Annotated in this window: 10 protein-coding genes; 5 read left to right on the top strand and 5 right to left on the bottom strand. The window is 54.0% G+C overall.

Annotated features, from left to right (window positions below; translation table 11 throughout):
* Positions 1 to 182 precede the first annotated feature (182 nt).
* The 3 genes from ACR0DB_RS06415 to ACR0DB_RS06405 all read left to right on the top strand — a co-directional run bounded on the left by ACR0DB_RS06415 (position 183) and on the right by ACR0DB_RS06405 (position 2,843).
* Positions 183 to 1,595 carry a GMC oxidoreductase gene (locus ACR0DB_RS06415; protein WP_480549587.1) on the top strand — a complete coding sequence of 471 codons (1,413 nt, stop codon included), beginning with the start codon at positions 183 to 185 and terminating at the stop codon, positions 1,593 to 1,595.
* Positions 1,592 to 2,017: a hypothetical protein gene (locus ACR0DB_RS06410; RefSeq protein WP_480549585.1), complete on the top strand. Its 426-nt coding sequence runs from the start codon at positions 1,592 to 1,594 to the stop codon at positions 2,015 to 2,017. The genes ACR0DB_RS06415 and ACR0DB_RS06410 overlap by 4 nt, the downstream gene beginning before the upstream one ends.
* Positions 2,018 to 2,312: 295 nt before the next feature.
* Positions 2,313 to 2,843, top strand: coding sequence for a DUF3299 domain-containing protein (locus ACR0DB_RS06405; RefSeq protein WP_480549583.1), 531 nt, complete (start codon positions 2,313 to 2,315; stop codon positions 2,841 to 2,843).
* A gap of 55 nt (positions 2,844 to 2,898) precedes the next feature.
* On the opposite strand, the gene ACR0DB_RS06400 is transcribed toward ACR0DB_RS06405, so the two are convergent.
* From ACR0DB_RS06400 to ACR0DB_RS06390, 3 genes are all read right to left on the bottom strand, one after another.
* On the bottom strand, positions 2,899 to 4,146 hold the full coding sequence (locus ACR0DB_RS06400) for an HlyD family type I secretion periplasmic adaptor subunit (RefSeq protein ID WP_480549581.1): 1,248 nt from the start codon (positions 4,144 to 4,146) through the stop codon (positions 2,899 to 2,901).
* An 82-nt stretch (positions 4,147 to 4,228) separates the two neighbouring features.
* Entirely contained in the window at positions 4,229 to 6,304 is a 2,076-nt protein-coding gene (locus ACR0DB_RS06395; RefSeq protein WP_480549579.1) for a peptidase domain-containing ABC transporter, read from the bottom strand.
* The gene (locus tag ACR0DB_RS06390) at positions 6,301 to 8,007 is read right to left on the bottom strand and encodes an ABC transporter transmembrane domain-containing protein (RefSeq protein WP_480549577.1); all 1,707 of its coding nucleotides are present in this window, start codon (positions 8,005 to 8,007) and stop codon (positions 6,301 to 6,303) included. Before ACR0DB_RS06390 ends, ACR0DB_RS06395 begins: the two co-directional genes overlap by 4 nt.
* A 180-nt stretch (positions 8,008 to 8,187) precedes the next feature.
* On the opposite strand from ACR0DB_RS06390, the gene ACR0DB_RS06385 reads away from it, so the two are divergent.
* Entirely contained in the window at positions 8,188 to 10,689 is a 2,502-nt protein-coding gene (locus ACR0DB_RS06385) for a cadherin repeat domain-containing protein (protein ID WP_480549575.1), read from the top strand.
* Positions 10,690 to 10,725: 36 nt separating this feature from the next.
* On the opposite strand, the gene ACR0DB_RS06380 is transcribed toward ACR0DB_RS06385, so the two are convergent.
* Positions 10,726 to 12,153, bottom strand: a complete 1,428-nt coding sequence (locus tag ACR0DB_RS06380; protein ID WP_170769311.1) for a sensor histidine kinase — start codon at positions 12,151 to 12,153, stop codon at positions 10,726 to 10,728.
* A gap of 271 nt (positions 12,154 to 12,424) precedes the next feature.
* Between ACR0DB_RS06380 and ACR0DB_RS06375 the strand changes: the two genes are divergently transcribed.
* On the top strand, positions 12,425 to 13,783 hold the full coding sequence (locus ACR0DB_RS06375; protein WP_480549573.1) for a cytochrome P450: 1,359 nt from the start codon (positions 12,425 to 12,427) through the stop codon (positions 13,781 to 13,783).
* A 10-nt stretch (positions 13,784 to 13,793) separates the two neighbouring features.
* Here the strand turns inward: ACR0DB_RS06375 and ACR0DB_RS06370 are convergent, their stop codons facing one another.
* On the bottom strand, positions 13,794 to 14,927 hold the full coding sequence (locus tag ACR0DB_RS06370; protein WP_480549571.1) for a response regulator: 1,134 nt from the start codon (positions 14,925 to 14,927) through the stop codon (positions 13,794 to 13,796).
* Positions 14,928 to 15,061: the final 134 nt, after the last annotated feature.

Below are 15,061 nucleotides of genomic sequence, written 5' to 3'. Positions count from 1 at the left end.
AACAACAATTCCGGCAAGGCGACTGCATTGCCGTCTCTTTAACTTTATTGACAAGGGCCTGATTATTGCAAACCATAAAGTGATTGTCTCGCCCCGCCGCAATTCTCGCGTGATCTGGTCGGGTCGGACGGAAGCCTGTAATTTGGTCAACAGGTGAAGATTAATAAGGTTAATGAGTTCTGATGCGCCTATTGTCTCTTGAACAAGCCAGCGCCCGCGATTGGGATGTGGTGATCGCAGGCAGCAGTTTTTCCGCGATGTTTTTCGCCCACGGCTTGCCCGATCATCTTAACATCCTGTTTGTCGAAAAGGGGCAGGACTATTCTCATGCAGACCAGATCGCACATGGATGGGCCGTTCGTGAAAAAATCGAGCAACGCAATAGCTCGGGCGCACACAAGGAATGGGTTGCATTCACCTTGTTTGGCGGGAATTCGAACTATTGGTGGGGCAACACTCCGCGTCTGCATCCCGATGATTTCATCCTGAAAAGCAAGTTCGGTATCGGTGAAGATTGGCCCATAACCTACGATGATCTTGAACCTTTCTGGGTTCAGGCCGAAGAGATGATTGAAGTTTGCGGTGGGCAATCCGATCACATCTTGCCGCGCAGTGCGCCGTTTCCGTATCCGCCTCACGCGCCATCTCGCTCTGACATAGCCTTGCGCGCAGACAGCCCGCTTTGGGTGCCCTTGCCAAGCGCGACCTCGAACGGTGGCTCGCGAGCGCGGTGTTGCGCAAACGGTGTCTGCCGCATCTGCCCCGTGGACGCGAAATTTACGATTCTGAACGGGTTCGAGCGGCTGCAACATCCCGGCGCGCACTACCTGTTGGGCACCGAAGTACGCACGGTAGATATCGAAGGCGGTCAGGCCCGTGCAGTACAAGTCAAGACTGCTGACGGTGCTGAGGCGCGCTTGCGCGGCAACACAATTGCGCTGGGAACAAACGGGATATTCAACGCTGCCATCTTGCTGAGATCAGGAATAAAAAACAAAGCTCTAGGTGCGTACCTTCATGAACAAGGCGAGGTTGACATCATTTTGGACACCGCAAATATCAAAGCCTTTTACGGCGGTGCGTCCGAAACCGGACATGGGTATCATTTCTACCATGACATTGACCGATCAGAGGCCGGCGCTGTTCTGATCGAAACCGTTAACGCCCCGGTCTCGATCCGGCGAGAACAGGGTAAATGGGCCAACCGACTGCATCTCCGGTTAACCGTCGATGATATTCCAATGGCAGAGAACAGGGTCCTGCTGGAGGACGACGAACCCGTCATCGAATGGGTCGGGTACACCGACTATGCGATGCGCGGCCTGCGACGGGCGATTGACGGCTTGCCGGACATCATCCCCGATACGATCGAGGAGCTGATAGTGGACGAAAAAATTCGCACACAGGCGCATATTCAAGGCACGCACCGCATGGGTCCCTCGGCCGAGTCATCGGTGGTTGACGATCGGTTGCGCCTGCATGGAGTTCCAAACCTGTTCGTACTGGGCTCGGGCGCTTTCCCGACCTGCTCGCCTGCCAACCCATCCCTGACCATTTCCGCCCTATCCCTCAGAGCATCGGAGGTTATCACATGAGCTGGTCGCGCCGTCGCGTTCTTGCCTTGGGGGTTGGTGCCCTTGGCGCAGGTGTTGCCTACCGGCTGATCAAGGGGCACGGCATTGCCGGTCACGCGCTTGACGTCATCAACCGGATCTATGGCCCCCAGATCGCGCGACAGGATGCGGCCACTGAGTTCGCCTATGCTTACGAAGAATTCGTTCTAGAGAAAGGGATCGAAGGGAAGGCTCTGGATTTGGGATATTGGAGCGGGCTGCACCGATTGCCCTATGTAAAAGACGTCCTCGGCAAGATCGACGACAGCGTCATCGACAAATTTGCAACTTCGACTAATGTCATCCGTGCAGCAGAGGACGGACTACCGCTGGAATTTGTCGCCTTGTTCGAACCCTATCACACCCCCTGCCTGAACCAATTGGGGGCGCTTGCAGTGTCGTGATTTGCGGTTTACCCGGATATCTCTCACTTTTGAATGACCGCTATTTTCTAAGCCATGAAAGGCCGTTGGGATGCGCCTGCGAGCAGTTTTGATCTGTGCGTTTTCAGTATTGTGTGCGCCCCTCGGGACATGGGCCGCGACGCCATTGCTTTGGTCTGAATTGCCCGACCCATCCGTACAGGATTTTCACGACCCGTTTCGCGCACTCAGCCCGGAACAGTTCGATGATCTTGTTTACGTCCTGCGTTTGCGCAGCCGCTTGCAACAGGATGTAGGCACCGCCGAGGAACGGCAGATGTGGCAACAAAATCTGTTTGAAACCGAAGATGCTCTTGCCGCTGAAAAGATCGACATCGACCGATTGTTGAGTCAGCGCGACAATGTGATCGCGCAGCGCGCGAAAGCCGGTTCCCAAGGCAATCCCGATCTTGAGGGTAAAGCCGCCACAATTCAAGGCTATGCTATCCCGGCTCCTCAAGCTCCTAACGGTGCTTCAATCATATACCTTGTACCGAGGCCAGGCATGTGCAGCCATTTACCGCCGCCGCCTCCGAACCAGATGATCCGCGTCGAACTGGAGACGGATTGGATGCCCGAATACATTCACCAAAGTGTAGAGGTCACTGGCCGGCTGACGATTTCCCCGAGCAACACTCAATTTATTGTCGTGGATGGACCTGTCGCAATGCGTGCCACGTTTCTTCTATCTGATGCCATTGTCACCCAGGCTGACGTTGCAGACAGCGCGACCCAGACTTTCAAGGACCGTCTGCGTGCCGCATCCCGCAACAAAACGGGTGGCGCGGTTTTGTCGAACGAAAACTAAATTCATCGCCTGCTCGACCTACGTGACGAGATGGGGCGGCACGCAGGTCGGGCTACTATCTTTCGTTGAAAGCACGGCCCAAAGTCGTCTGGACAGGTTTCAACATATAGGACAACAGCGTTTGCTCCCCTGTCGCCATCTCGGCCACAACCGTCATCCCGGCCTGAAGTGGCCTTTCATAAGGTCCACGTCCCACATTGCCTTCAGCCAAAACAAAGGATGCGCGAAAATAGGTCTCGCCGGTCCTCTCATCGGTAAGCGGCATGGGGTAGACAGTTTGCAATCGCCCTTGGACCTTTCCGAACCTGCGCACATCGAATGTGTCAACGCTGACGGACACTGGCTGACTGGTATCCACATGACCGATATCCGCGTTTGGAATGCGTGCCTCGACCAATAGCGCGTCATGTGTTGGCGACAATTCGAACAGCACCTCACCCGGCGCAATGACCTCTCCCGGATTGGGATAGGCAGCAGCTTGAACGACTCCGCGGGCCGGAGCCACGATGGCCAGGCTCGCGATCTGAGCTCCCACTATCTTGAGAGCGGCAATAAGCTCTGCCCTTTCCTGATCCAGATCAGAAAGTTTCGTCAATACCTCTTCGCGCAGAGCCAGAGTTTCCTCTGCCATAGACGCGCGGGCCAAATTCAACGCATTTTCCGCCTGGGCCAACCGAACCCGCGCGTCCGATGCCGCAATTCGAACCGCTTCAACCTCATCTTCCTCTTCAAGATAGTCGCTCAGGGTTTTCAATCCACGTGCCCTAAGCTGTGCATATCTTGCCAGAAGATCTTGTTTTCTTTCGACCCGTGCTGCTGACAGTTCGGCTGCATCTTGCAAAATTCGCAGCGTCCCCTCTTGCTGCTGGATCGATACCTGCTGGATCGTCTGGCTTTCAGAATACAGATCCAGCCTAGCCGCGGCATTGGTCAGGCCTCTACTCCTTATCTCATCAAGCGCGCGGTCACTTGGCAAAGTCTCGCTGTCTAGCATGGACAAAACGGTTTTGGCATTTTCGGTCTGACGAATAATTGCTGAAAGCTGACCCGTCATAATGTCCTGCTCACGCGAAAGGTCTGGATGGTCCAATTCCACCAAAAGTTGGCCCGCCTTGACCGTTTGGCCATTGCGCACATGAACGGCACTGACCACGCCTCCGTGCAGAGTTTCGATCTGAGCATAGTCCCCGAACGGCAAGATTGTCCCCGGGGCCCGCGTGATTTGAGGAACGTTGGTTTGCCCCGCCAGAACTAGTATCACGCCCAGAAAGCCCGAGATCGTCAGCGCCAAAAACGCGGCCACCCTTGGAGGTCGCATCCGACGACGATTTATTAAACGTGCCGTGGGACCGGAGGTCGAATTTTGTTGTGTCTGCTCTCTCATTTTATTTTTCCATTGCCTGTAAAATGGCCTTCAACTTTCTGCGCCCGACCTCTCCGGTGTCATTCAAAACCACGCGCTCTCCGTTTAGAAACACAAAGCGATCTGCGATCGAAAGGAAGGACCGGTCCGCAGTTGCGATCACAACGGTGCTCCGCCTCTTTTGCTGTCGCATCCACTCCTTGAAGGCAGCACGGCGCTGATCTGACAAACCATTGGTCGGTTCCGAAAACAGATAAACCGATGAAGGGCGCGCCATGCTACGCGAAAGGGTCAGAGCCTTGAGGGTTTCATCTGGCAACTGCGCCAGGTGAGCATCGGTCAGACGAGTTTCAAGACCATCTGGCAACAACTCCTGGTCCTGCGACAATCCCATCTGCGACAAGGCCGTTTCGATTTGGCAATCACTCAGTGACACAGACGCCAATCGAAAATTCTGTGCGATCGTGCCGTAGAACAGCTTTTTTTCAAAGGTCGCGTAAGTAACCGAAGTGCGCAGTTCGTCCCTGGCGATTTGCCGCAAGTCAACGTCATCATAAGATACAGTGCCCGCCAAAGGCGTAGCCAGCCCGTCCATCAGGTCTAAGACCGCCGTTCGCACGGCTGCATCACTGCTCATGATTAAGGTGACTTCACCGGGATCACAGCTCAAACTCGCCTGCGACAGAAGCGGTGCATTCAGCGGATCTGGGCGAAAAGTGACGGCAGAAAACCGGATCTCGCCCTGAATGTCCTTGCGGTGAGAATGCTCCAACCCCAGTTCAAGCTCTTCTGGCAACGAAAGCACCCGATCAGCCTGATTGCGGCTGTGACTGAAAATCAGGATTTGAGCCCAGCAACTACACAATGTCTGTACCGGGGCAAGAATTTTTGACACCAGAGCAATCACAGCGATTAAAGCGCCAAAACTGAGATCGCCATTCACCGCTGCATAAGCGCTGAGAATAATGGCCCCCACCGTGGCCAACGCTGTCACCGATTGGGACAAGGACTGCGTGAATGCCTGAAACACACGTGCACGCCGCGTTGCATCCTCTGCCGCTTTGGACAAAGACAAGCTGCGATCCAGCCATCTCTGTTGCAGTCCCAAGTCGCTCATCATGCGCTGGTGCAATATCGCCTGCTGCATTGCAGATTGACTTTTTGCAGCCGCATCTGAGGCTGCACCGTCCAGTCGCCGCTGTTCGGGGATGGTGACGAAACCGAGTATCACCAAAATAACAACAAGCCCAAGCGTCAACAATCCGACCTGAGGGGCAAGAAAAGTCAGGACGGCAAAGAAAATTAAAACGAAAGGCAAATCAAGCAAGCTGGTCATGATCTGGCCTGTGAACACGTCTCGCAGGGCTTCGAATTGCCTGAAACGAGAGAGCTGTTGGCTGATATCCGACTTTTGCAACTGCTGCAGGGGCAGCGACATCAGTTTGTGAAACAACTCAATCATGAGTTGGTGTTCGCCGCGCGCGCCGATATACGCCAATGCCCGTGTTCGCGCGTGTCGGAAACACATATCCGAGAGGCCGATAACCAAGACCGCAACAACCAATGACTTAAGCATTGCCACCGAACCCGATGGGATAACCTTGTCATAAATCGCCATGATCAAAAGTGGCGCAGCCAAGCCCAATAGGTTGATGAGGAATGACGCAAGAAAAAGCCAAGGCAACATCGGCCTAAAGACTCGGAATGCCATACGAACAGTTTGTGGCGAACCGTCCTCTTCGCGCCAAGCCTTCGTTTCAATTCGGATGACCAAACACTTACGACGTTTTGGTGAGTGGTCTTTCGCGCCAGCCACCCGCAAGGACAAGCCGTTACGCCCCAAGGCGACGTACCACGGCCCGGTTTCGGGAATAACCAAAGCCGGGCAATCCGCGTCCACAATGGTGTCTTCCCGGTATCGAGTTTTGGTATAAGAAATTTTCAGCGTGTCGAGCACATCCAGAATGTCATCCTGATCTAGCCTTTCTGATTGATGTGGGAGTGCTTCCAGCAACGTGTTTAGGCTGCTTCGGCGCCCTTGGTTGTAAAGCAGAGCGTCCAGCAGGCCGGTTGCTTTTTCTACTTCAAGCGTCGTCATGCGGCCCCCTTTTGCATGGCCTCTGATGTCAGCCTTTCAAGATCCGTATCCGCGACCCACGCTGCCATGTCGCGTGACTTGGTTGCACTTAGCCTGACGACCTGTGGCGCAAATTGCTTAAAACGCGGGTCGGGCGATGCCACGATAAGCGTCGGTCGCACTTCTAACTTAGCCAGATAATCTGCCAGCGCCTGTCGCTCAGCCGTATCAAGCACAGCGGTCGGCTCGTTCATTAGCAGGATGTGAGGCTGTAGAGCCAGTGCGCGCACCAATGCGATCAATTGCCGGTTCACCGGGTCGCGTTCGAACGCCGACCCAATTGTCATTGGGGTGTTGTACCCAAGCGGCAGGCGAAAAATCCGGCGTTCCAACCCCAATGCAGCGGCAATCGTCTTGGCGCTTTCGATCCGCTCGTGATCACCAAACGCACTTAGGTTTTCCAGCAAGGTACCTGAAAGGATAACCGGTTCTCTCTCCAGCGCGACCAACGCGTTTTCGCCGCGAAAGGCAACTCTTTTCTTGGCATCCACTCTGTCGAAAAGAATGCTTCCCTGATCCAGGTCGCACTGTCCCGTTAGCGCATCAAAAAGGGCGTCGACCATCCAGCTTTCCTCGGCTTCGATCAAAACGCCTCTATCGGCGCTGGCTGTAAAACTGACCGTTGAAAATGACGCACCGTTTCCATGCAAACGCCTGACCGAGACGTCCGAGGCCGTAACAACACCCGATAGCTTCCCGTCGCCAGACGTCGCGACTAGATGCGTTTCAAGCTCATTCATCTCTTTCAATCTGGACCAGGCGACAGTGATATTTTCAGCCTGGACCCACATTGCCATCAATTTGGTCAGCGGCTGCACGATCCGCCCATTCAGAAGCATACAGGCCGCCATTTCCGCGATACCAATCTGATTTCGGATCGCCAGATAAGCGCCCAACAAGCCCATTGCGGCCACCGATACCTGAGCAAAAACGGTACCAAAACTCTGTGCGAAGCCGGCGAAACGTATCATTCGGCCGCTGATGTCGACTGTCTGATCCTCAAGCATCTCAAATCGCCGCGACATTTGCGGCTCCATCCGGTTAGCCTTGATTGTCTTCATGTTCGACAAAAGCTCGGACAAAAAGGCGTATCTGCGGGTGTCCAGCGTCTTACGCTGTCGGAACAAGTTCCATTGAGCACGTTTCATTACGGCCGCAAAAATCAGGACGATGCCAAAAGCACCCAATGGAACCAGAACGAGCCAGCCGCCAATCAATCCGATCAAGATTGCAAACATGAGCGTAAACGGCAGATCAATCGAAAGCGTTTGCCCTTGCCCCGCATAATGATCCCGAAGTTGCGCAATCGCAGCGTAGCGCTCGGCATAACTGCTGGGTGGCTCTTTGGCGAAGGTCAGGGTATTTGCCGTCAGAACCTGTCTCATAAAAAGGCTGTAGTTGGCGCGCGCTGCATCCTCTGCGGCGGTCGACAATAGAATGGATCGGCAATGTCGCAAAACAAGTTCAAACCCCGCACTGAACAGTAGAACGCAAGTCAGAACGTGCAGAGTTTCCATGGATTGGAATGGAATGATCCGGTCGAAAATCAACAGGATTGAGATCGGCATCAAAAGTGACAATACGTTCAAAGACAGGGAAGCCACCCAAACCGGAACACCCAACCGTGGCGTCAGTTTTCGTCCGATAAATTCGCTCGATCCCATACTATTGCTCACCCAGTTGCCTCGTCCAATCGGTTTGGCCTGAACCTATTGAAGAAGCGTAAACTCCGATCGAGAACTGTGGATTATTTCGTTTAATTTTTAGATACTTAAGTCGCAATCGCAGCAACAACCTATGTTACTGATGGGCCGGAATCAGGGGAACAAACGGGGATCAGATCAATGCAAAAAGCCGGGCAATATCTTGAGCATCAGATCAATTCCGCACAAACCGAACTGAACGACAAAGCCGAGATCGTCTCTCACGTTGCGCGCGGCGTTTCGATCCAAGAGGATCCGACCCGCAGCACTTTGCACACGGGGGAACGGGTCGAAGGAACGATAGACGACAGGCTGCATCAAAACGGTGCACCTGAGAAAGCAGACATGCCTTCTGCGCGCGACGACTTCATCAGCGCCGAACGCTCGCTTCCTCAAGCACAGGCCGTCATTGATGGCCAGAAAACTGTGCAAACGCGCGCTGTTCCAGATGCACCTGAAGCCCCCTCTTCTTTTTCAGGATCCGCCAATGAGCCTTTTTCGAAGCTCAACACCTCAAACACGGAGGGCTCTCCGACGGTTCCAGAAATTCCGGATGTTCCGCCAAGAATCGCTGCCCCGGTTTCCAGTGGTCCCAGCGCAGTGCCTCCACCAGAACAGGAGGTTGACCTTGCGCCTGACGCGCTAAATCTGGACAACGCGACCGTCGCAGAGAATGCGTCTGGTGCAGCGATTGGCACCCTCACCGTCATTGATCCAAATAGCAGCGACGCGCATGAATTTACCGTCTCGGACGATCGGTTTGAAATCATTGATGGAGAGCTGCGAATAAAACCCGAAGTATCGCTGGACCATGAAGATGCAGCCCAGATCGAAGTGGACGTGACGGCCACAAACGCGCACGGGTTCAGCTTGACGCAAACCTTCACCATCGAGGTGCTGGATGTGAACGAAGGGCCCGAGGGCGTTTCGCTCAGGAATTCAACTGTGGCAGAAAATGCAGCCGGTGCCGTGGTTGGAGAGATTTCGGTGATTGATCCAGACAAGAGCGACAGCCACAGCTTCGAAGTCTCGGACGACCGTTTCGAAGTTGTTGATGGAAAGTTACGCCTCAAGCCTGAGGCGGACATTGACTATGAGACCACCCAACAGATCGAGCTTGAGGTGACAGCTATCGACGCCGTCGGGCTGAGTGTTTCTGAAACTTTCGTAGTGGATATCCAAGACATCAACGAAGCCCCGGTCGACTTGTCCATTGGCAATGCAACAGACAATCTGGTCGCAAACGGAAGCTTTGAAGAATTCGACCTCGACCGTGGCAGATGGCGCGGCTTCGACAATAACGATTCTGGGGGATGGACCGATGCTCATGGCCTTGAAATCTGGGATAATCTATGGGGGACCAAGGCTTCACATGGGGACCAATTGTTGGAGTTGGACCACGCAAGGGGCGTCGACAGTATTTCCCAGACGATTGAGACTGAAGACGGGCAGCTTTACGATTTGGGCATTGACCTGCGAGAGCGCCTATCCGGTGGCACCGACACGGTCGAAGTATATTGGAACGGACAGTTGGTCGGCGAACTGGATCCACAATCGTCCGATTGGGAAACGTTCCAGCTTCAGGTGGTCGGCTCTGGCCAGGACACGCTGGAACTCCGTGAACCAGAAAGTCAAAATGACAGCTACGGCGCCCTGGTCGACAACATCGCCTTGACAGAGGCTCAGCTTTCGGTCGCAGAAAATACCGAAGGCGCCATCGTTGGGTATCTGAGTTTCGCTGATCCCGATGCAAATGACATACACCGGTTCGAAGTTTCGGATGATCGGTTCGAAGTGGTCGGCAACCAGTTGCGACTGAAGCCTGGTGTCGCCTTGGACTATGAAGTAGCAGCCTCGATTGACATCGATGTATCAGTGATCGACGCAGGTGGTTTAAGCCGAACCGAGACAATCTCGATCACTGTTGCCGACATGCCCGAGACTGCAATCGCCAGCGGTCTGGCGTCAAAAAACAATTCCGCAAGTCAAAGCTACTCAAAAGCCAAAAACCGTGATCAGGAAGTCCAACGCTCTTTCGATGAAAGCGCGCCGACCACCGCTTTGGAAACAGGTCCAGACAACCGGCCGGAAGGAGAAAGTTCAAACGCGCCCGAAATTCAGGTCAGCGGAATTCTCTCAGCCGAAGAAGGTGGAACTATAGCTCTAAAAATCGACATAGCGGAAGCCAGTGAGCGCGCGACGATTTTGTTGGACGGCGCACCCGAAAACACTCTCTTCGTTAGTGGCGAAGCCTCATTGTTATCGGATGGAGAAGTGGTCAATTTGGATGGCTGGGACCTTTCGAGTTTGGAAATTTCCCCGCCCGCTGGATTCGAAGATAGTATCAACCTCGAACTCGCAATCTCTGATCGCAACGATCCCGACTTAGTGGACAGAATAGAAATCCCGGTTCAACTCACTGTCGGAGGATCAGAACCAGCGGGCGCGGAGTCCGAAAGAATGGATGCATCTGTACTCGCCGACGCGACGGAAACTGATATGGCCTCTCAACCTTGGGACATGGCACCGGAGGCTCAGGATATAGCCCAAGAAGCAGATGTCCTGTCCGAGACAGTGACACTACCTGACAGCCCGCAAGTTTCGGCACTAGATACACAAGTCTATGAGCGTTTCGACTGGTGAAGTAATTTTGGGCAAAGGCTGATCCAAATGGACGGCCTAGTTGGATCGTATGATTTTCGGCAGATCAGTAAGTCCATGTCCTTTTGCAGGCCTGTTACGCGGTTCCAGGATGGGAAACTCTACGAAAAATTCGGTTCCGACGCCTAGTGTGCTGTAGTAGTCGATCGTGCCACCAAACTGTTCCACGATTTCCTTGGAAATGTTCATTCCAAGACCTGTACCTCCGGCATGACGTTCATCAGATGAATCAATCTGCGAAAAGCGGTCGAAAACTTTGTCTCGGCTTCCCGCGGGAATACCGATCCCCTGATCCTTGACAAAAATCCGCACGCGGCCGCCAACCTGCTTGTAGCCGACGGTGATCGAGCCACCATCGAAAGAGAACTTGGCAGCATTCGAAATCATATTGGTCAGCACCTGAATCAGGCGCGATGTATCCCCGCGTATTTGCAGATCGGCTTGGCCGTCGACATTCTCTTCAATCACTACGTTATGGGCACTGGCATAACCCAGATTGGCCGCAATGGCTTCTTGCACAAGAGGACGAACATCAATCGCAGTTTGCCGAAAGACCATCTCACCCGCTTCCATCTTCTGAATATCAAGTACGTCATTGATCAGCGACGCCAGCCGCTCACTGTTGCGCGCAGCCAGATCAACAAGTTTTTGCATCTTTTCAGGCACCTCGCCCATCGCGCCTGTGTTGATCAGGTCCAGCGATCCCTTGATAGAGGTCAGCGGCGTGCGCAATTCGTGACTAACCGTAGAAATGAACTGTGTCTTGGCGATATAGGCCGCCTTGGTACGTTCGTGCTCCTCCCGTAGTTTTTCAAGCTGCTCTAGATTTTTTCGATAAAGCTTAAGAAAGACCAGTGAACAGTCGATCAAAAAGTACATCACGAAGACGACCGTGAAGAAATGCAGCCAAAGTTCCGACGACAGGTCGGGTTGTTCAATCCAGATATCGGTAACGACGATCACCATGAACGACACGCCATACATGGCCAGCCGCACGATCATGGCCCAGACGAACTGATGGTTGTTCATCGCCGCAAAAAGCGCGGCCGCAAACAGGAAGAACAAGGGGGTGAAGTGCCCCCCCGACGGCTGTTTGAACGCAACTGACACCGCATAGAGGCAAATGGCAGCGGCGCTTAGGATCGTGTTCAGCAATATCCACGCGACCATCATCGCAATCGCGCGCCGTTCATCGCGCCGCAGGCGCGCCACACGTTTAGCAAGATACAGGTCTTGCGCTTCGCATATCAGGATCGTGCCATAGAACAGGATCGCGTTGAGCGAGTCGAAGAAGAAGCCCGTCAGGATGGTCGTCGCCAGAAAAATTGCCTGCCGCTGCCAAAGCAGCGCAAAGCTCATGGCGGTGTAGTCTTTGATGTTCTGTAGCAGCTGATCGACAGGCTCTTCCGAGAGCTCGATCGGCGGTGTCGTTTCTGTGATCGTCATCACGTCGTCTTCAATTGTGGCACTGTTCTCCTTGAACTACAGGCACAATGAGGACGCAGTTGGTCCGAAATTGGTTCACAGTTTGGCAATAATCTCAAAACGCGATGTGTATTGTTAATAGTCACTGTTCTCATATCAGCATCAGTGACGGAGTCTAATATGACACAGTCCGGAAACACATGGCGGTAAGTTAACGATTTCATTGATTCTTTGCGTGTTTTGACACTAAATGTTTCTGCCCAGGGGCCAATGAACCTGAAGGATGAGCAGCATGACCGCAATTGGTATGCAGGAAATGAGGCAGGCCGACGTGACACCGGTTTCGGCCCGACTGGCAGAAAAGCCCGTATCGTTGTTGCAATTCGCCCGTTCAGCCGGGCGCAACATGCTTGAGGTTATCCCGATTGAGACGATTCAGCAGACCTATGTGCGTGGTCCGTTGAACATCCATTATATATGCGACCCCGAAATGGTGACCGAATTGCTTGTTGGCAAAGGCCGCCGTTTTCCAAAGGCCAAGTTCACCAAAGACATCATCGGCTCCGCCGTTGGCAATGGTCTGATCCTGTCCGAGGGTGAGAAATGGCGCAAACAACGACAGCGCTACTCGCCGCTTTTCGCGGCCCGGAACTTGCCTGTCTTGTCGCGTCACTTTGCCGAAACTGGCTCCGAGATCGCCGCGTCGTTAGCTGAGAACGAAGGTCCTGTGGACATAGCGCAGGTCGCACCGGCTTCGACGCTAACGAATATCTCTCGTGTGATCTTTTCCGGCAATGAAGAGGTCAGCGCCGAACAGATCCGGGTGGGCTTGATCGCCTATTTTAACTATATTTCCGATATCTCTCTGTTCGACCTGATGGGCCTGCCCAAATGGCTGCCCCGCCGCAAATGGCTGCGCAGCACCGCCCCCGTCACTACGATGCGCGATTTGGCACGCACTGTGATCGAGCAGCGCCGCGCCGAAGGCCGAGAGGAGCCGCAAGATTTCCTAGACCTGATGATCGACGCGCTTAAGGAAGACTTCGAAGATCTGGAAACCACGGTCGACAACCTGCTGACCTTTGTTGTCGCGGGGCACGAGACTTCGGCCAATGCGATGGCTTGGGGATACTACCTGCTGGCGCTCTACCCCGAGATGCAGCACAGAATCCGGGATGAGATTCGAACAGCCTGCCCTGAAGACAAAATCGAATTCTCGCATCTCGAACACATGCCGCTGTTGCGCGCGCATATCAAAGAGACGTTGCGCCTGTACCCTTCGGCTGCGTTTTTTGCGCGGGATGCTGAGGAAGCGGTGGAGATCAAAGGGATCAAGATCGAACCAGGTGACGCGTTGTTTTTCCCGGTCTATTCACTTCACCGCAATGAAAAGCTGTGGGAAGAGCCCGATCAGTACAGACCCCAACGCTTTTTGGGTGCTCCGCCTCCGCGTGGGCAATATATCCCCTTCGGTGATGGCCCTCGCATCTGTATTGGCGCGCAATATGCCGAGACCGAGATTATGGTTCTGATGGCGTCAGTTCTGCGAGACATTCATTTCTCGATGTCATCGGCTCCGATGCCCGAGCCGGTCCTGACGTTCACCATGCGCACCAGCGGTCCCATGATGTTGAACGCGGCCCGCGCCTGAGGCCCAAGCCTTACTTGCGGGCCAGATAGGTCTGGCTGCCGTACATCTCCTGCAAAACGGTCTCGAACAGGCTGGTACGTGGCTTGTCCATCTTCACCACGTTAGATTTGCTGGGCAGTTCTGCCTCGGGCGCTTCGACCTTGCGAAGGGCCACTTCCCGTTCCTGCACCTTTTCGATCGCGTTATTCATTGCTGAGAATGCCCCTGACTTGGAAATAGACCGCATGGCAATAGCGGCTCCTTTGACAGCCCGAACCGACCCCGAGACACCTCGGTCCGCCAGCATCGCGCCAAAAAGCTGGTTCAATTCTTCTTCGGCAGGCAGGTCGGATGCGGCCTCGCGGCCATGCACGACGACGAGAAACACGCCGCTACCCCGGTACGAGAACACTGCTTGCGATAGCTTGGTCGTCTTTTCGATGGAGCGTCCCAAATCGGAAATCGCACGGCGGAACGCACTGAAATCGTTAAGATCGAACCGGAAGTCAGCATCCTGAAGTTTGACGGCAACGGCCCATGAATCGTACAGACATCCCCGCGAAAGTTGTTCGATGTAATTGTCGAACTCAACATATCGTAGGCACCGTTCGAGCCCGTCGATTGACAATGGATCATCAAAGCTGAACTGCTGTGTGCTGTCAAGTTCAGCCCGAAGGCTCTGCACCGAGGCCGAGCTGCGGCGCGCCTTGATACGTTCTTGCATCAAAAGATGCGCCGCGTTCATCCGGCTGCGCAGCTCGAAGAAATCAAACGGTTTGGTAACATAGTCGAACGCGCCTTCCAGAAACGCTTCTTCCACATGTTTTCTATCGCTCATCGCGGTCAGCATGATCGCCGGCGCATCGGCATGTTCGGGCATTTGTCGAATACGCCGCAGCAATTCGATTCCGTTAATACCGGGCATTTGAATATCCAGCAGGAAACAGTCAAACGGCGTTCCGGTGGCCTCGATCAGCGCCAGGGCTTCAGAGGCCGAGGATGCAGCTGAAATATCGCAATTCTCAAACTCGGCCAACGCGGCCTGCAACAGCTCCAGAATGCTGGGTTCATCATCAACCACCAAGACGCGCAGCTTGGTCTTTTGCAACGCGCGGATTTCCAGTTTCCGCTGGAACTGTTCACTGTCCGGGTTGGAGTGTTTCATGACTGGTAAACCGTTTTCAACTTGTTTAACGGTCCCAACCTATTGAACGACTAGGACAAAACCGCGGCGAAAACGGTAAAAAACGCCGCGAAACGTGTTCATTTCTGGGCCTTATTTTGTCAAAACCGGCCACT

It is taken from the genome of Ruegeria sp. AB6 (assembly GCF_056542685.1).
Note: the sequence above shows the minus strand (reverse complement) of the source record. Positions and strands in the feature narration are given on the sequence as shown.

Coding starts and splice junctions, on each gene's coding strand:
- ACR0DB_RS06405 (WP_480549583.1), top strand. CDS start 2,313: ATGTGGCAACAAAATCTGTTTGAAACCGAAGATGCTCTTGCCGCTGAA.
- ACR0DB_RS06415 (WP_480549587.1), top strand. CDS start 183: ATGCGCCTATTGTCTCTTGAACAAGCCAGCGCCCGCGATTGGGATGTG.
- ACR0DB_RS06370 (WP_480549571.1), bottom strand. CDS start 14,927: ATGAAACACTCCAACCCGGACAGTGAACAGTTCCAGCGGAAACTGGAA.
- ACR0DB_RS06390 (WP_480549577.1), bottom strand. CDS start 8,007: ATGGGATCGAGCGAATTTATCGGACGAAAACTGACGCCACGGTTGGGT.
- ACR0DB_RS06395 (WP_480549579.1), bottom strand. CDS start 6,304: ATGACGACGCTTGAAGTAGAAAAAGCAACCGGCCTGCTGGACGCTCTG.
- ACR0DB_RS06385 (WP_480549575.1), top strand. CDS start 8,188: ATGCAAAAAGCCGGGCAATATCTTGAGCATCAGATCAATTCCGCACAA.
- ACR0DB_RS06410 (WP_480549585.1), top strand. CDS start 1,592: ATGAGCTGGTCGCGCCGTCGCGTTCTTGCCTTGGGGGTTGGTGCCCTT.
- ACR0DB_RS06375 (WP_480549573.1), top strand. CDS start 12,425: ATGACCGCAATTGGTATGCAGGAAATGAGGCAGGCCGACGTGACACCG.
- ACR0DB_RS06380 (WP_170769311.1), bottom strand. CDS start 12,153: ATGACGATCACAGAAACGACACCGCCGATCGAGCTCTCGGAAGAGCCT.